Raw genomic sequence first — 15,953 nt, forward strand, 5'->3', positions numbered from 1 at the left:
GTTCACTGTCGCGGGGTCAGGCGAAGCGACGGTTTGGGTTTGGGTACGGTTCCGGCGCTGGAGGGGTGCCGCAGCTCCTGTGCGACATCCGCGACCGCGATCAACCCGGCGGTCGCGGCGCGGTCATCGGTCACCGCCTGGTCCGGTTTGATCGGGTAGCGGCCGGCGGTGGGTCCATAGGCCTCGATGAACTCCTTGGTGCCGCGGCGGTAGCTGTGCCGCAGCGCGGCGAGCGTGTCATCCAACTCCGAGCCGGCCACGCGGTAGCGGATCCAGCGGTGCAGGTCGAAGTCGAAATCGTCGAACAGCGCGGCGGCCTGCGCACCACGGTTGGCCAGATCCTCGATGGTGCCGGGTTCCATCTTGAGATTCATGCCGCCTTCGCCGGGGCGCTGGAGCACCGCCGCGACCCGATCGCGGTAGCCGGGCATCGTGATCTGCGTCGTGTCCACCCAGTTCTGCATGGTGTCGAAGATCGCCTTGTACATTCCCACCACCGATTTCATCTCATAGCTGCGCGGCAGCCGTCCGCCTCTGCCCTGCGGACGTGGTGTCCACACCACGTTGTCGTAGTCGGGGTGTTGCGGCGAGAGGTTGATACCGAAGGTCGGGCGGGTCGGCCACAGCGAGTCGAACAGGTGCATGGGGAAGTTGCTCGAAATGCCGCCGTCGGAGAACCAGGCCTCGATGAGCGTGCGACGCCCCGGACCGCGCGCCCAGTCCACGCAGAACAGCGGGACGGCGCTGATCAGGGTCGGGAAGCTCAGGCTCATGCGGGCCGCCATCACCACCGGGATGTCCCACGGGTCTGGCAGTGATCGCACCTGTTCCCCGTGGCACGGGCACCGCATCGCGACGATGTGGTCGCCATCCTTGCCGTCGGGCGCCGGTGCTGACGCGCCGACCAGATGATCGACGACGTAGCCCGGGAAGTAGACCCGCAGACGCTTCTCACAGAAATAGAAGATGCGGCTGGTGAACGGGAATCGATACGGTCGCCGGAAGGTCAGGTTGGTGGTCATGACCTCCAGATCGATCCTGCGGGCCTCAAGGGCCGCGATGCGGTCCTCGACGGGCGCGGTGCCCTTCTTCTCTTTGAGGTCGAGGGCTTTGGCCAGCTCGACCGCCGCATCTCCCCACAGATCGCCGAATGTCAGCGGCTTCACCTGCTTCGGCAGCCCGGCCAGGTCATCGAGGACATCGGCGAGCCAATCCGTCAGCGGTGGGTAGTCGACACTCGCGTCGCGGGTGTGCCCGTCACACAACCCGAAACCGTTGCCCGGCAGTGCCTTCAACGTGCGGACCACAAAGAACACCAGCGCCACGACAAGCGCGATGGCGACGGCCACGGGCGCCCACACCAGTAGTGCGACGCTGCCGCCGAGCCACTGGGCCAGCGTCGCCGGGAGGCCGAAACCCGACCCGATCGCGAGCGCCGGGATCAGCATCAGGACCGCGGCGCACAGGAACGCCACGGGCGCGCCGCGGATGATCGCGATGAGCGTCTGCCAGATCTTGCCGGCCATGCTGCGCTTGGGTTCGAGCCAGTTGCTCAGCACCGCAAAGGCGGGCTTGGTCGTCGGGGCAGGCTGGAAGAGATCGGCCAGATGCGTGCCGAGATCGGTCGGCACGGTCTTCAACTTGTCGAATCCGCCGCTGCGGCGGCCGTGTTCGGCCGCGGCCGCGGCGGCCGCGGAGATGGCGCCCGCGGACGCGCCACCCAGTCGGCGGAACGTGTACCTCTCGGCGAGGTGGCAGACCGCTCGCGGGTAGACGATCCCGCTGCTGATGCCACCCTTCATGATCAGGTCGCATTCCGCCTGCGGTGCAACACTTCTTGCTTGCGCAACCTCTGCACTCACGACCGGCCCCCTCCCGTGAACGTGTCCCTTGCCGTTGTACATCGCCGCCTGCTGCTGCGAGGGTGAGTTGGTGAATCGGATCGAGGACTGGCGTCGCGCGCGCAATATGGTGGCGATCGGAAATCTCGGCGAACAGGTCGCGATCCGGGTGCTCAGCCGCTGGGGCTATCACGTGTTGGCCACCCAGGAAGATCTGCGCGGTGGGGTCGAGAACATCCTCGAGATGCCCACCCGGATGAACCCCGAGGATTTCGTGTGCGTCAGCCCCGACGGGCAATTGGTGACCGTGAACAGCAAGGCGACAGTCTCACCGCGGGCGTCGGGATCTGATCGCGACGGCAACCTGCTGCGGCCGAGAATTGCCAAGGGGCAGAACACCGTTGAGTACACGACGGTGCGCGGCGGGCTGCCGTCCCCGGTCGACGGCGAGGTGGACGGCCAGGTGCTCAAGGTTGACCTGGTGCTGATGCGGGCTCAGCTGTTCGCGTTCGACGACGCCGGGCGACTATATGCCGGCGGGCCGGTCGAGAACATCGCCGGCGATGTGCAGACCGTTCTGCGCCGGTATCCCGACTGTCCTCCGCCCGGGCCGTCGGCGTACGACGATCTGTAGCGACGATCCAGATGGCGAACAGTTCCCGCAATCAGCAAACCGATAAGCCGCACTGCCCTAGGGTTCGCAACCGTGGGCAAACTGACGTTAGTCATTCTATTTTTCGGTGCTGGGCTTGCGATGGCACCGCTGTCCCAGGCCGAACCGTGTGACTCCAACTATTCGGGGGCGTGCGTTCCCATCGCCAGCGATGTCGACTGTGCGGGCGGCAGCGGTAATGGCCCGGCCTACGTCGACGGTCCGGTGACCGTGGTCGGAAACGACATCTACAAACTGGACAACGACGGTGACGGCACCGGCTGCGAGTCGTAGTACCCGCGCCCGCCGACCTCCGCCGGCGCCCAGTCCGGTGTCCGGAGGTCAGTCGGTAGAGCCGCGATTGGTCAGCAGAAGGGCCGCCTCGTTGTAGGGAAACGCTCGGTAGAGCAGCCGGGAACGCGGCACGACGAGGGCCTCGGCCTCGGCCTTGCTCACCACCCGTGGGTTGACGAGCGCGATATCCCGTCCGCGCTTGCGCAGCACCGTCGGTCCGCCGGCCAGCACATTCTTCACCCAGTCCGTTTGTGGGCCGTAGCCGATGAGGATGGCGTAACCATCACGGGTCCTGAATACCAGCAGGGGCGTTCGATATCGCTTACCCGACTTCCGCCCGACGTGTTCCAGCGTCCCGAGGTTCGGAAGCCACGGTGTGATCGTGCGGGCCGCCGGATTGGTGACTCGCTTGTTGAACTCTGCGATTCGGCGAGGGACGCGCATTCTCGGAGTCTATGTACCGGTCGCCGTTCGTCGCCGACACGGTGCTGACATGAACCGTTAAAGGCCCGACCGCGGGTTGGGTGTACAGCGCAAAACTGCTTCTACTTGCATGTTCGTAGTGCCCCCAGCGAGACTCGAACTCACACTTGGCGGATTTCAAGTCGGACTTCCCTGCTTGATTGCGGTTGCTGCAACGCCGCGCAGCGATCCAGCAGGTCCGTAAAACCCCAGTCAGCGCTACTCTCCGACGCCAAAACGAGGTTTTGCAGCCGCTGCTGAATCGTTGCCGCAGGCAGCCGCATTGCTACCGCGCTGCTGTCACGACGCGGCAGCGTTGCCAGCATCACAGTCCTCATGACCGCCTTCTTCGTCATCGGCCTGGTAGGTATCGGCGAAGCCGAGCACGCGCGGTTCAAGCGGCATCTGCGGCGGTGCCAGACGTCGCCGGGTGAAGCCAGGGCCGGTCTGCAGGTAGTACGCCCCTTGCCGTCCCTCGAACCGTCCGATCAGTTCCCGTACTGTCGCCGCGTCCTGTGCCGTATTCGGATACAGCACCTTGTCCAACCTTTCCTGCAGCGGTCCCATGAGCGGCTGAACGGCCTTGATCATGTCCAGCACGTTGGGGTCAGAGTCCAACTCTTCCAATTCCCGACGCTTCAGCCAGGGTTTGGTCCGGTTGTCCGTCAGGAAGTCATCGAGCATGTAAGCGCGGTCCATCGTGATGATCACCTCTGGATCAGAGCGCATGCTGACGTTGAAGCTCCACCTGAACGCGTTAATATCGCCGTGCTGCAGCGCATCTCGCAATGCTTCCAGCCAACGGTAATCGAACGACTCTCGTTTCAGGTCGGCGAACAGCTGCTTGATCGCGTCCACCTGCTCACGGCCAAGACCGAGGGTTCGCCGGGCACTGCGGATCGTCTGGTACTCATGAATTTGCAGTGCGGCGGTGAAGGAGATCAGCGCCGATCGCAGTTTGCGCTTCCACTCGTCCATGGCCGCGTAGTTCGTCAGTGACAGTTGCTGGCTACCAAGTTCACGGAGGACGCCGATTAGCACGGCCATCAGGCGATCACTTTCGTACTGAATGTGCTGCAACAGTTCACTGTCCAGCATCCGCCGAAGCCGATCGTAAGCCTTGACGTACCTAGTGTTTTCCTCTTCGGTGAATGAACACACCTTCGTGAAGATGGGCGCATCCGAGACCCTGTGATCGCGGTACAGCAGGATCGCGCCGTACTGGTCGGCTTCGGCTTCGGCGTCCTGCGTGTCCAACTCGGCGTTCTTGCTCTCGATGGTGTCTTTGGCCTCAGCCACTGCGGCTACTACTGCCGAGATTCGTTGCTTTACATCATCTGAAGGCGGAAGTCCTTCATCCAGCCAGCGATGGCCCTCTGCTACAACTCTGTCCAGCGCATCTTTAGAGCGATCCTGGGCAGAATCGCGCGTGAAGCGATCACGCACGTCGGGTGTGTCGGCCCAGTCCATCGCGACGGCAACCATCACCTGTAGTAGCGCGTTCAGACCCTCCAGGGCGATTGCCATAGCCGGGCTGGTCCTCGGCGGCGGGTCGATCATCACTGCGCTCTGCCACGCGTAACATGCGTTCTCGCAGAATTCCGACGGCGTCTCCCCGTCGATGTCGTCCAGCGCAGAGGCGAAGCCTTCCAACCGGCCGACCCAGTCTCGTACTCGCTCTACTTCTTCCTGCTCGTCTTCCACGCTTCTTGCCTTTCCTCGCACTGTCACATCGCGTGTGGCTCCCTCCTTATGGGTAGCTCAACAGAATCGCACACCGACCCGACAAACGCACGCACATTCTCCCGGCGAGTCGCGGTCATGGCCCGCGCGAACACACAGTGACAGGGAGCGCTACACGCAGATGTCCAAGCGGGTCGGCCACTTCACGTTCGTGCTGACACTGACCACTTACGCGGACTACATCAATGAGGATGAGATGGTCGCCGAAGGTTGGACGAGGTGTCGTTACTGCAGATAACGTGGTGCCGTTAGGCCGAAAGGCCAACTAACCCTCGCGGGGATTATCCGGGCGTGTGTCGTCGCCGTCGGTGTGGTCTCGGATAACGCGGATGTCCCTCAGGAATTCCTCGCGCTCGCGTTCGTCTTCGATGAACTCCGCTTCGCGACGACGACGCTCCTCGTCACCAGGGACCGTGTACACCCATACTCCGTGATGTTCACGTTGGTAGCTCCGAAGCGTGTCTGCAATAGCGTAAAGCGCGTCTTTGGCTGTCTTGCTTTCGTTCCGGCGGATCCAAGTAGTGTTGTAGAACATGTTGGCGTCCAGCGAAATTGGATTCGAGTAGGACGGCTTGTCCGCGATCATCTTGTCGTCGAATTCGACGCTCCCCACGAAGCTGCTAGCCAGGCTTTCCTTGTGTTTCTTGCGATAGTCCTCGCGCCGAACGGCGGAATCCCACACGGTACGCCACTCTTGGTTAGGCGCCAGCACCGCTATGGTTTTCGGCAACCACAAGTGAGTCACTTCTTCGCCAGTGATCTGGTTAGTAAATGGTGCCACCCGCAAGGGAGGCAACTTCAACCGAATGTTGTATGCCGTGGTCTGTCCAAAGTTCTTGATCACCAGATCCAAGTAATGCCGAACCTCGTTGTGATCGATGTACACCACAACGTCGGGTTGCGCTACCCGTTCGCGGGTCTCACGGGCCAACTTGACCTGCTGATAGGCAAAGACTGCTGCGCCGATAGCGATGATGGCGGTAGCCCACTGCGCCCAAGCAGCCCACGTGTCCGCAGTTGGAAACCAGTCCGGAGTCACGACGTCACACTGTCGAGGCGCTCAGGCTGGCCGCTGTCCGTCCGCCGCCACTGGTAGCCGGCCTCGTCCTCATAGTCAATCGTGATGCGCAGCTTGAATCTCGGATCACTGGTGACATACGCCATCAACGCGCTTTGGTTAGGACCCAGTGTGGTTTGCCATTCCGCGGCGAAGTGACCAATCATTGCCTCCTGCATAGCTTGCTTGACCGTCGGTGTCATCTGGCCCGCCAGCTGACCAGCCGTTCCAGGCGGGATCATTGCGCCATAGCCCGAACGTTGAAGGCCACTTTCCAGTGACCCCGACAAAGCCGCCTGAATTGACCGCCCAAACGCTTCGTCAATCGGCATCGTGTTGTTGGCCCGCTGGCATCCGTCGGACACCACAGCGCCGCTGGCGTCTATAGCCGCCACGTCCACGTTGAGGATCGTCGCCACTGCGTTGCTAACGTTCTCGATCTTGACCGTCCACCACTTATTGCCGAACATCGGTGTTCGCACGCAGCTGGGCACAATTTTGCGGGCCTGCGCCGCTACGCGATCCATCTCAGCGCGATTAAGTGCGGTCATCTCAGCTTGGTGCCGTTCGCGTTCTTCAGCGGCCTTGCGCGGTTCCCGTACCACCGCTACGTAGAGCGCGATGAGCACGCCGACCGTGGTTGCAACGGCGGCAGCCGCCTGGACGGCCAAGTACCAGGTCGGATCGTTCACCCGTCTGCCTCCCTTTGAACTGTCACTCCCTCCCAGCACCGGCCAAGGTAATCGACAGGTCCGACAGGCTCGTTGCGCCGCGCCGCTGTCACGGTGTCTATTCGGGTGCCGCGGCAGCAACGTACGAACCGCCAAAGGGGCCTTTGAGCTCGGCGAACACCGGTGCCCCCAGTCGGACTCGAACCGACACTTGGCGGATTTTAAGTCCGCTGCCTCTGCCAATTGGGCTATGGGGGCGTTGCCAGCTCAGAGAGTACTTCAGGTCGAATTTGTGAGGTCCGACCGCTCCGCGTGCCGCAGTGCTCTCGGCCTCGCTGCTCAAAAGTTGGCCTGCAGCTGACCACTAGTGGCGCTGACAGCTGGCACTGCCGAGCCGGCAAGCTAGCCCCAAATCCCGCTTCTGCGCACCCGTAGAAACTGCGACGGCCACGGGTGCTGGCACGATCTACGCGCCAAACGGGGAATAGCATCAACCGCCCGTTTCCGGCAGCCGTGACAGCACCTAATTGGTCGAGGCTGGTGGTGGTTCGAATGGTGTGTACCACCACCATTGGGCGCGTTCACCCTTCGGTCCGGGGCACGGTGGCACCTCGGGTGCCGCCGTGGTGGGTGGGCGGGCCAGCGCGGTGTTGGTCAGCTCCTCTCCGTGCTGGTCGGTGACTTTCAGGGTGTCGGCGGGCCCGGTGAGGGTGATGCCACCGCGGTGATGCAGGCGGTGATGAAACGGGCACAGCAACACCAGATTCCACAATTCGGTGGGCCCGCCGTTCTCCCAGTGCACCAGATGATGGGCATGCAACCCGCGGGTCGACCCACACCCGGGCACCACACACGTGCGGTCACGGTGCTCCAACGCCCGGCGCAGCCGCCGCCCCACCGTCCGGGTCGCCCGCCCCGCCCCGATAGGGCGCCCGGCGCGTTCGAACCACACCTCGCAGGTGGCATCACAGAGCAGGTACCGGCGATCGGCCTCCGAGAGCGCCGGACCCAGGTGCAGCGCTGCGATTGGGGTGTCCACATCGGCGTGAATCACCACGGTGGTGTGCTGCCCGTGCGGGCGCGCCGCCACATCGGTGTCCCAGCCGGCCTCGATCAGGCTCATGAACGCATCCACGAGATTCGGCAACGGCGGCGCCTGCACCGAAATCGTGTCGGATCTGTCGACGTCGTACTGATCCCCCCTCGCGCGGATCAATCACGTCTTTGGGGTCGTGGTCGCGTTTCCACCCCGCGATCAGCCTGTCGCGGTGCGACTGCAGGCCGGCCTCGAAGATCGCGGCCTCCACCTTCGGCAGGGTGATCCGCCACGTCGTGGACTCATCACCCTCGACGCTCGTGATCGTGCGCTGAGGCTCCGGCTTGGGGTCGGGTTCGGGGCGCGGCTCCTGCTTGACCGCGGTGCGCAACTGGCTCACCGTGGCGACCGCCACCAACTCCGCATAATGCTCATCGCAGCCCGGCCCGCCACGCTCGGCGATCACCCCGATCTGATCCAACGACACCCGGCCCTCCCGCAGGCCCGCCACGCAGCGTCCAAGCTCCGACAACCGGTGCGCCACCGCGACCATGGTCTCGGCCCGGCTCGGGCTCACCCCGGTCTTCCACGCCACCAACCCCGGCAACGACCGACACCCCGTCGCACCCCACAACGCGTTCCCATCCTCGGAGCCCGCGCCGTCGATCTCGGCGATGATCTCCACCAACCGGCCATCGATCGCATTGCGCTGCCCCGTCAACTCCGCCATCTCATCGAACAACACCTCGATACGCTTGGGCGCAAACCGATCCCGATCCAAAGGCGCTGTCGGAGGCGGCATACCACGATTCTAGAAGCCGGGTACGACAAGTTCCGCGACGATCATGTGAACCCGCAATCCCCGTCGAGGCCGCCCTCACATGACCGATGTTGCGTCGGTGCTCGCGGGTGACTGTGCGCTGTCGGGCAACAGCTCGGCGACGATCTCCACGCCGAGGGCGTAGGCGGGGGCGCCGCAGGTGATCAGGGCGGTCTCTGCGACACCGGCAAGGTCGGTCAGGCTGGCACCCGCGTGCAGGGCGCCGCGGGCGTGCAGCCGCGCCGCGTCGGCGCGGCCGAGGACCAGCAGCTGGCCGAAGTGGACAAGCTGCTGAACCCTTTTGCCCAAAGGGTTTTCGTCGAGCACGACCTGGCGAAGGTTCGCAAACGTGTCCTCGGTGGTAACCCGGCCCAGGGCCCCGGCAACCCGCAAGCGCTCCTCGACGCCCGCCGGCACCGATCCGTACGTGCTGCGGTAGCGGTCGCGGATCGGCTCCAGATTGTGCGGGCTGGTCACGACGCCGCCCGCGCCATCGATGCCCGCACGGCTTCCAGCGCACCGGCGGGGAAATCCACCGCGCCGCCGAGTACGCGCGCCGCGAGCTCGGCCTCCGCACTTTCCTCGATGGCGATCAACAGGTCGGCCGCCTGCCGCGGGTCGGCTCCGAACACCAGCAGGCCGTGATTGGCCAGTAGCGCCGCCGAGGTGGTCGGGCACGCGTCGAGCAGTTCGGCGATGCCGCGGACCGACACCTCCGAGCCGCGCGGCCCCCAGGGCACCACCGGCACCTCCTCGGCCTGCCCGAACCGCAGCATGGTCTCGGTGCGGCACGGCAGCGGCCGATGCGCGACCGCAAACGCGGTCGCCGCGGGCGAATGGGTGTGCAGGACAGCGCCGACGTCGGGACGTGCGCGATACACGACGCCGTGCATGTTCACGATCTCGGTACTCGCCGACACCATCGGTCCACCGACCGCTCGCCCATCCATGCCGACCACCGCGACCTGGTCAGCGCGCAGGCCCGTCACGAACCCCGGGGTCAGCAGGAACCGATCGCCGCTGAGGCGGGCGCTGAGGTTCGCATGCCCCGAATGCGACATCACGCCCGCGGCGAAGAGTCGCTCCGCGACGGCCACCAGCTCTTCCGCGGACTCCCGCTGGCTCGATTCGTCGTCCTTCTCGATGTCCATCTCGATCCTCCAATCGTGTTGGTTGCTCGCCTCCCACCGTCCACCTTGAACTAAGGTTTAAGTCAAGTGCGAGGTTCGCCCCGCACCCCCTCGACGGGAGGATGCCCATGCTCATGACGATCGGCACCCTGGCCGAACGCACCGGGGTCCCCGCCTCTGCCATCCGGTATTGGGAACGCCACGGCCTGCTCCCCGCCCCCGAACGCCGCAGCGGCCAACGCCGCTACCCACCCGAAGCGGTGGAACGGATCACCCTGCTTCGAAAATGCCAGCACGCCGGCCTGACGCTTGCCGACCTCGCCGAACTACAACAGGACCGATCCCGCCGCACCGCGATGATCACCGCCAAACTCGCTGAGACACAGCAGCGTTCGCTCGATCTGGAGTACGCCAGGAAATTCCTGGAGCACGCGGTCCAATGCAGCCACGCCGACATCCTCGCCTGCCCGAAATTCCGGGCACAGATGGCCGCAGCCAGTGCCGCGCAGTCGAGCGGCGACTGAGCCCGTCAGGAATGAACGGAATCCCGTCAAGATTCCGTACGGAATGGCCCAACCCGCGCAATTGCCGCGCATCGTGGATTGGTGACCTACACCATCAAACGTCTGTGGCAGCTGCTACTCGATGGCGACACCGAGTGGGGCACGCTGGCCATCCGACCGCAACGCTGGGGCGCGACGTCCTACCGCATCGTGATGTATCCGCCCGGCATCACCGCCGAGCAGCGCCGCCGGGTACGGCTCTGGCGGGGCTGCTACGCCTGGGGCGCTGCTCTGTGGCTGTGCGCCACGGCGGTGCTGTCCGGCTTCACAACCCCCTGGACGGCCGTCGTCATCGCCAGCGCCATCACCGCGGCCGCCGGTGCGGTCGCCGGTGCCAGGGCGAAGGACACCCGGAAGCTGGTCCGATCCGCGGAAGTGACTGTGCTTTCCCCTGATACCGATCGCGCGGCACTCGCCCGCGCGCGGCTGATCGTCACCATCGGCGCCGCCATGACCAAAGTGGACGCGATGCGCAACGACGGGACGCTCGGGCTCACCCAGCACGAACTCATGTGGTGGCATGCCTACGAGCAGCTGGACCGCAACACCGCAATCCCATCCTTCGGCCGTTACGGAGTAGTTCGATGACCGACCTGATCGCCGCCCTCACCCTGCTCGGAGCGCCGGCGGCCGCATTGTTCGCGCTGCGCTGCACGGTCCAGCATCAGTTCCGCCGGGAACGCGGGGACGACCCGCGTCCCTGGACGGCCGCGCCGCAGCATGCGCGCGCCACCAAATCTCCGCGCGCTCTGTGACATTACGAGGTGCAATAACCCCACGGCCCGCCGATGCGACGTCACGGCCAATCATGGCCGGGACGGCCCGAGCGTCAGCCCCGGGCGCGGCAGCCGCCACCGCGCGCACCCGTCGTCGATAGCGTCATCGACGGCCGAGGCCAACGCCGTCAGCTCATGTTTGTCCGCCCGCAGCCAGGCATCGGCCGGGCCACCGACCAAGCTAATCCTGGTCACGTCGACACCCAGCCGGCGCAGGGCGGCGATCCGGCCGAGCAGTAGCTCGGCGGCACCGCCCCACCGCATCGGCGCCGACGTGTCGACGCAGCAGTGCATTCCGATCACACCGATCGCTTCCGAAGGTTGCCCGGCCACCACACAGCCGTGGTCCAGATGCACCGAGGCCACACCGGGAGCCAGGTCGGCGAGCGTGTTCAGCTGCCCGGGCGCGGAGGCCACGAAACGTGTCACACCGCAGGACAGCGCACCGGAGATCCCGATCGCCGATGGCCCGCACTGCCAGACCACCTGCTCCGGTGCCACCCCGGCCGCGCGCACCAATCCCAGTCCATGGGCATCACCGGCATAGACGGTGACACCATGCCCCCGAACCCAGGCCGCCACCATCGGATCGACCAGCAGCACCGCGGGCAACCCGCAGGCCGCCCGCGGCAGCACTCGACGCACGGTACGTATCGAGGCACGCAGCCGGTGCGGGCTGCACGCGTGCGTATCAAGATCTGTCATCACTCCGGTGTACGCGGGGCAGCTGACCGCCGGCTGTGCAGTAGCGCAGAACACCTTCAGAAATCCGCGTCGCATGGACTCCGTAAAGATGGCGGCCGCAGGTGTCAAGGAACCGTCAATGCCCAGTTCACCGCCCAAAACCGGCGGTAGTTTCACCTTGGCCACCGACCCGGAATCGGGCGGGGCGTCAACGATTCAGGAGAGCTGATTCCGCCGTGTTATCCACCTTCATATTCCTCGCGCTGACGGTGGCGGTCTTCGCCCTGCTCGGCCTGGTGCAGCGTCTGGTCGAGCGGCTGTGAACCTCGCCAATGGTGTCGGCCTCGTCTTGGCCGTCCTCATCGCACTGTTTCTGTTCGCCGCACTGCTCTTCCCCGAGAGGTTTTAGTGAGTACGACCACCGCGGGGATCGTGTTCCTCGCCGCACTGGTGCTCGCGCTGGCGGTCACCCATGTGCCGCTGGGCGACTACATGTATCGGGTCTACACCGGCACCAAAGACTCTCGCCTCGAACGCGGGATCTACAAACTCATCGGCGCCGACCCGAAGGCCGAGCAGACCTGGGGTGCCTACGCACGCAGCGTGCTCGCCTTCTCAGCAGTCGGCATCCTGTTCCTGTTCATCTTCCAGCTGGTGCAGGGCAAGCTGCCACTGAGCCTCACCGACCCGGGCACCGAGATGACCCCGGCGCTCGCGTGGAACACCGCGGTCAGCTTCGTGACCAACACCAACTGGCAGGCCTACTCGGGTGAATCCACCCAGGGGCACCTGCTGCAGATGGCCGGTCTTGCCGTGCAGAACTTCGTCTCGGCGGGCGTCGGCATGGCGGTGGCCGTGGCCTTTATCCGCGGGCTGGTCCGGCGCAGCACCGGCGACCTGGGCAACTTCTGGGTCGACCTGACCCGCGGCACCATCCGCATCCTGCTGCCGATCTCGGTCATCGGCGCCATCATCCTGGTCGCCGGCGGCGCCGTGCAGAACTTCGTGGTCAACGACATGGTGATCACCACGATCACCGGCGCCCAGCAGACCCTGCCCGGTGGCATGGTCGCCAGCCAGGAGGTCATCAAGGAACTCGGCACCAACGGCGGTGGGTTCTACAACGTCAACTCCGCGCATCCGTTCGAGAACCCCACGACATGGACGAACTGGCTGGAGATCCTTCTGCTGCTTCTCATTCCGTTCGCACTACCGCGCACGTTCGGCCGCATGGTGGACAGCAAGAAGCAGGGTTATGCAATTGCCTCGGTAATGGGCATCATCGCGGTGATCAGCGTCGGTATCACCATGTTCTTCCAGCTGCAGGCCCACGGCACCGTCCCGAGCGCCGTGGGGGCGGCCACCGAGGGCGTGGAACAACGCTTCGGCGTGGCCAACTCGGCGGTGTTCGCGGCCTCGACCACGCTCACATCGACCGGCGCGGTCGATTCGTTCCACGACTCCTACACCAGCCTCGGCGGCATGATCCTGATGTTCAACATGCAACTCGGCGAGGTCGCCCCCGGCGGTGTCGGGTCCGGTCTGTACGGCATGCTGATCCTGGCGATCATCACCGTGTTCGTCGCCGGCCTGATGGTGGGCCGTACCCCGGAATACCTTGGCAAGAAGATCACCCCGCGTGAAATCAAGCTCGCGGCAACGTACTTCCTGATCACCCCGCTGCTGGTGCTCACCGGCACCGGCATCGCCATGGCCATGCCGGGCCAGCGTGACGGCATGCTCAACTCCGGTCCCCACGGCCTGTCCGAGGTCCTCTACGCGTTCACCTCGGCATCCAACAACAACGGTTCGGCGTTCGCCGGCATCTCGGTCAACACCGAGTGGTACAACACCGCATTGGGCCTGGCCATGGCGTTCGGTCGCTTCCTGCCGATCATCATGGTGCTGGCATTGGCAGGGTCGTTTGCCGCACAGGGTAAGACACCCGAATCTGTCGGCACGCTGCCCACCCACCGACCGCAGTTCGTCGGAATGGTCGTCGGTGTCACCTTGATCCTGGTCGCCCTGACCTTCCTGCCCATGCTTGCGCTCGGGCCTCTTGCTGAAGGAATTCACTGATGTCCCCTTCCACCCAAATGCCGTCAGCCACCGATGATTCGGCCGCACCCGCGCAACCGAAGGCAACCAAGAAGGCCGTCAGCGGCGGCCTGCTCGACCCCAAGATGTTGTGGAAGTCGTTGCCGGATGCGCTGCGAAAGCTCGATCCCCGCACGATGTGGCGCAACCCGGTCATGTTCATCGTCGAGATCGGTGCGGTATGGAGCACTGTCCTGGCAGTCACCGAACCATCATGGTTCGCCTGGTTGATCGTGGCCTGGTTGTGGCTGACGGTCATTTTCGCCAATCTCGCCGAGGCCGTTGCCGAAGGCCGCGGGAAGTCGCAGGCAGACAGCCTGCGCAAGGCTAAGACCGACACCATGGCGCGTCGCGTCACCGCTTCCGGCGGCGAGGAAGCCGTCGCGGCACCCCTACTGCAACAGGGCGATGTCGTCGTGGTCGAGGCCGGACAGGTCATCCCCGGCGACGGCGATGTCATCGAAGGTATTGCCTCAGTGGATGAATCGGCCATCACCGGCGAATCCGCCCCGGTTGTCCGGGAGTCCGGTGGCGACCGATCGGCAGTCACCGGCGGCACCACGGTACTGAGTGACCGCATCGTCGTGAAGATCACCCAGAAGCCGGGCGAGAGCTTCATCGACCGGATGATCGGGCTGGTCGAGGGTGCGGACAGGCAGAAGACGCCCAACGAGATCGCGCTCAACATCCTGTTGGCATCCCTGAGCATCATCTTCGTGTTCGCGGTAGCGACCCTGCAGCCGGTGGCCATCTTCTCCAAGGCCAACAACCCCGGCGTACCGGATTCTTTGTCGCTGAACAGCTTCGGCGTCACCGGTATCGTCATGGTGGCCCTGCTGGTCTGCCTCATCCCCACCACGATCGGCGCCCTGCTGAGCGCCATCGGCATCGCCGGTATGGACCGCTTGGTGCAACGCAACGTGCTGGCCATGAGTGGCCGCGCGGTCGAGGCCGCCGGCGACGTGAACACTCTGCTGCTCGACAAGACCGGCACCATCACCCTCGGCAACCGGCAGGCCGGCGATTTCGTCCCGCTGACCGGTGTCACCGTCGAGGAGCTCGCCGACGCCGCGCAGTTGTCCAGCCTGGCCGACGAAACACCCGAGGGTCGTTCGATCGTGGTGTACGCCAAGCAGGCGTACGGTCTGCGGGCCCGCACCCCCGGCGAACTCAGCCACGCCCACTGGGTCGAGTTCACCGCACAAACCCGGATGTCGGGTGTGGATGTCGACGATCACAAGCTACGCAAGGGTGCCACGCAATCGGTCGCGGAGTGGATCCGTTCCGAGGGTGGCACCGTGCCCAACGAGCTCGGCGATATCGTCACCGGCATCTCACAAGCCGGCGGCACCCCGCTGGCGGTCGGCGAGGTACGCGACGGCACCGCCCGCGTGCTCGGTGTCATCCATCTCAAGGACGTCGTCAAGGACGGCATGCGGGAGCGCTTCGACGAGATGCGCCGCATGGGCATCAAGACGATCATGATCACCGGCGATAACCCGATGACCGCCAAAGCGATTGCCGAAGAGGCCGGTGTCGACGACTTCCTGGCAGAGGCCACGCCCGAGGACAAGATGGCCTTGATCAAGAAGGAGCAGGCCGGGGGCAAGCTGGTCGCCATGACCGGTGACGGCACCAACGACGCACCGGCGCTGGCACAGGCGGACGTCGGCGTGGCCATGAACACCGGCACCTCGGCGGCCAAAGAGGCCGGCAACATGGTCGACCTCGATTCGGATCCGACCAAGCTCATCGAGATCGTCGAGATCGGCAAGCAGCTTCTGATCACCCGAGGAGCACTCACCACGTTCAGTATCGCCAACGATATCGCCAAGTACTTCGCCATCATCCCGGCGCTGTTCGTCGCGATCTTCCCCGGCTTGGATGTGCTCAACATCATGCGGTTGCACAGTCCGCAGTCGGCGATCCTGTCCGCGGTGATCTTCAACGCGCTGGTCATCATCGCACTGATCCCGCTGTCACTGAAGGGTGTGCAGTACACACCCAGCAGTGCGTCGAAGTTGTTGAGCCGCAACCTCTACATCTACGGCCTCGGCGGCATCATCGCGCCCTTCATCGGCATCAAACTGATCGACCTGATCATCCAACTCTTCCCGGGAATGTGAC

The 15,953-nt window shown here is 64.7% G+C and carries 17 protein-coding genes, 1 tRNA gene and 1 pseudogene; 8 read left to right on the forward strand and 11 right to left on the reverse strand.

All coding sequences use genetic code 11. From position 1 onward, the window contains the following. Window positions 1-2: 2 nt before the first annotated feature. A complete protein-coding gene (locus A7U43_RS23835) occupies window positions 3-1,862 on the reverse strand; it encodes a patatin-like phospholipase domain-containing protein (RefSeq protein ID WP_197499906.1) in 1,860 nt (619 codons plus the stop codon). A gap of 70 nt (window positions 1,863-1,932) precedes the next feature. On the opposite strand from A7U43_RS23835, the gene A7U43_RS23840 reads away from it, so the two are divergent. Then, window positions 1,933-2,475, forward strand: a complete 543-nt coding sequence (locus A7U43_RS23840; RefSeq protein WP_156526011.1) for a hypothetical protein — start codon at window positions 1,933-1,935, stop codon at window positions 2,473-2,475. Between the two features lie 120 nt (window positions 2,476-2,595). Then, on the forward strand, window positions 2,596-2,787 hold the full coding sequence (locus A7U43_RS23845; protein WP_067999973.1) for a hypothetical protein: 192 nt from the start codon (window positions 2,596-2,598) through the stop codon (window positions 2,785-2,787). A 48-nt stretch (window positions 2,788-2,835) separates the two neighbouring features. On the opposite strand, the gene A7U43_RS23850 is transcribed toward A7U43_RS23845, so the two are convergent. The 9 genes and pseudogenes from A7U43_RS23850 to A7U43_RS23885 all read right to left on the reverse strand — a co-directional run bounded on the left by A7U43_RS23850 (window position 2,836) and on the right by A7U43_RS23885 (window position 9,727). Then, window positions 2,836-3,231 carry a nitroreductase family deazaflavin-dependent oxidoreductase gene (locus A7U43_RS23850; protein ID WP_067999975.1) on the reverse strand — a complete coding sequence of 132 codons (396 nt, stop codon included), beginning with the start codon at window positions 3,229-3,231 and terminating at the stop codon, window positions 2,836-2,838. A gap of 140 nt (window positions 3,232-3,371) precedes the next feature. Further along, window positions 3,372-3,587, reverse strand: a complete 216-nt coding sequence (locus A7U43_RS29865) for a hypothetical protein (protein ID WP_156526013.1) — start codon at window positions 3,585-3,587, stop codon at window positions 3,372-3,374. Next, window positions 3,550-4,953, reverse strand: a complete 1,404-nt coding sequence (locus tag A7U43_RS23855; RefSeq protein WP_067999977.1) for a hypothetical protein — start codon at window positions 4,951-4,953, stop codon at window positions 3,550-3,552. Before A7U43_RS23855 ends, A7U43_RS29865 begins: the two co-directional genes overlap by 38 nt. 304 nt (window positions 4,954-5,257) lie before the next feature. Then, window positions 5,258-6,031 (reverse strand): hypothetical protein, encoded by a 774-nt coding sequence (locus A7U43_RS30415; RefSeq protein ID WP_231963449.1) that lies wholly within the window; start codon window positions 6,029-6,031, stop codon window positions 5,258-5,260. Then, window positions 6,028-6,741, reverse strand: coding sequence for a hypothetical protein (locus tag A7U43_RS23865; protein WP_067999979.1), 714 nt, complete (start codon window positions 6,739-6,741; stop codon window positions 6,028-6,030). Before A7U43_RS23865 ends, A7U43_RS30415 begins: the two co-directional genes overlap by 4 nt. 163 nt (window positions 6,742-6,904) lie before the next feature. Beyond that, window positions 6,905-6,978 (reverse strand) — tRNA-Leu (locus A7U43_RS23870). A 265-nt stretch (window positions 6,979-7,243) separates the two neighbouring features. Beyond that, window positions 7,244-8,558: pseudogene (locus tag A7U43_RS23875) on the reverse strand (HNH endonuclease signature motif containing protein). A gap of 75 nt (window positions 8,559-8,633) precedes the next feature. Beyond that, window positions 8,634-9,053, reverse strand: coding sequence for a carboxymuconolactone decarboxylase family protein (locus A7U43_RS23880; protein ID WP_197499907.1), 420 nt, complete (start codon window positions 9,051-9,053; stop codon window positions 8,634-8,636). After that, complete coding sequence (locus tag A7U43_RS23885; protein WP_067999981.1) at window positions 9,050-9,727, reverse strand: class II aldolase/adducin family protein; 678 nt, start codon at window positions 9,725-9,727, stop codon at window positions 9,050-9,052. Before A7U43_RS23885 ends, A7U43_RS23880 begins: the two co-directional genes overlap by 4 nt. Window positions 9,728-9,840: 113 nt before the next feature. On the opposite strand from A7U43_RS23885, the gene A7U43_RS23890 reads away from it, so the two are divergent. The 3 genes from A7U43_RS23890 to A7U43_RS29870 all read left to right on the forward strand — a co-directional run bounded on the left by A7U43_RS23890 (window position 9,841) and on the right by A7U43_RS29870 (window position 11,024). After that, the gene (locus A7U43_RS23890) at window positions 9,841-10,230 is read left to right on the forward strand and encodes a MerR family transcriptional regulator (RefSeq protein ID WP_197499908.1); all 390 of its coding nucleotides are present in this window, start codon (window positions 9,841-9,843) and stop codon (window positions 10,228-10,230) included. Window positions 10,231-10,311: 81 nt separating this feature from the next. Then, the gene (locus A7U43_RS23895) at window positions 10,312-10,857 is read left to right on the forward strand and encodes a DUF6611 family protein (RefSeq protein ID WP_067999984.1); all 546 of its coding nucleotides are present in this window, start codon (window positions 10,312-10,314) and stop codon (window positions 10,855-10,857) included. Continuing rightward, a complete protein-coding gene (locus A7U43_RS29870; RefSeq protein WP_156526014.1) occupies window positions 10,854-11,024 on the forward strand; it encodes a hypothetical protein in 171 nt (56 codons plus the stop codon). The genes A7U43_RS23895 and A7U43_RS29870 overlap by 4 nt, the downstream gene beginning before the upstream one ends. 51 nt (window positions 11,025-11,075) lie before the next feature. On the opposite strand, the gene A7U43_RS23900 is transcribed toward A7U43_RS29870, so the two are convergent. Further along, window positions 11,076-11,750, reverse strand: coding sequence for a hypothetical protein (locus tag A7U43_RS23900; RefSeq protein ID WP_068003619.1), 675 nt, complete (start codon window positions 11,748-11,750; stop codon window positions 11,076-11,078). Between the two features lie 298 nt (window positions 11,751-12,048). Between A7U43_RS23900 and kdpF the strand changes: the two genes are divergently transcribed. From kdpF to kdpB, 3 genes are read left to right on the forward strand one after another with little or no spacing between them, the layout of a single operon-like run. Then, complete coding sequence (kdpF, locus tag A7U43_RS30420; protein WP_156526015.1) at window positions 12,049-12,138, forward strand: K(+)-transporting ATPase subunit F; 90 nt, start codon at window positions 12,049-12,051, stop codon at window positions 12,136-12,138. Next, complete coding sequence (kdpA, locus tag A7U43_RS23910) at window positions 12,138-13,808, forward strand: potassium-transporting ATPase subunit KdpA (protein WP_067999987.1); 1,671 nt, start codon at window positions 12,138-12,140, stop codon at window positions 13,806-13,808. Before kdpF ends, kdpA begins: the two co-directional genes overlap by 1 nt. Before the next feature lie 17 nt (window positions 13,809-13,825). Next, complete coding sequence (kdpB, locus tag A7U43_RS23915) at window positions 13,826-15,952, forward strand: potassium-transporting ATPase subunit KdpB (protein ID WP_082902284.1); 2,127 nt, start codon at window positions 13,826-13,828, stop codon at window positions 15,950-15,952. Window position 15,953: the final 1 nt, after the last annotated feature.

Origin of the sequence: Mycobacterium adipatum, assembly GCF_001644575.1 — a bacterium.
GTDB lineage: Bacteria > Actinomycetota > Actinomycetes > Mycobacteriales > Mycobacteriaceae > Mycobacterium > Mycobacterium adipatum.

What these genes read in the sequence shown, in the direction of transcription:
- A7U43_RS29870 (WP_156526014.1), top strand. Translation starts at nt 10,854, where the DNA reads ATGACCGACCTGATCGCCGCCCTCACCCTGCTCGGAGCGCCGGCGGCC.
- A7U43_RS23850 (WP_067999975.1), bottom strand. Translation starts at nt 3,231, where the DNA reads ATGCGCGTCCCTCGCCGAATCGCAGAGTTCAACAAGCGAGTCACCAAT.
- A7U43_RS29865 (WP_156526013.1), bottom strand. Translation starts at nt 3,587, where the DNA reads ATGAGGACTGTGATGCTGGCAACGCTGCCGCGTCGTGACAGCAGCGCG.
- kdpB (WP_082902284.1), top strand. Translation starts at nt 13,826, where the DNA reads ATGCCGTCAGCCACCGATGATTCGGCCGCACCCGCGCAACCGAAGGCA.
- A7U43_RS23885 (WP_067999981.1), bottom strand. Translation starts at nt 9,727, where the DNA reads ATGGACATCGAGAAGGACGACGAATCGAGCCAGCGGGAGTCCGCGGAA.
- A7U43_RS23845 (WP_067999973.1), top strand. Translation starts at nt 2,596, where the DNA reads ATGGCACCGCTGTCCCAGGCCGAACCGTGTGACTCCAACTATTCGGGG.
- A7U43_RS23900 (WP_068003619.1), bottom strand. Translation starts at nt 11,750, where the DNA reads ATGACAGATCTTGATACGCACGCGTGCAGCCCGCACCGGCTGCGTGCC.
- A7U43_RS23890 (WP_197499908.1), top strand. Translation starts at nt 9,841, where the DNA reads ATGACGATCGGCACCCTGGCCGAACGCACCGGGGTCCCCGCCTCTGCC.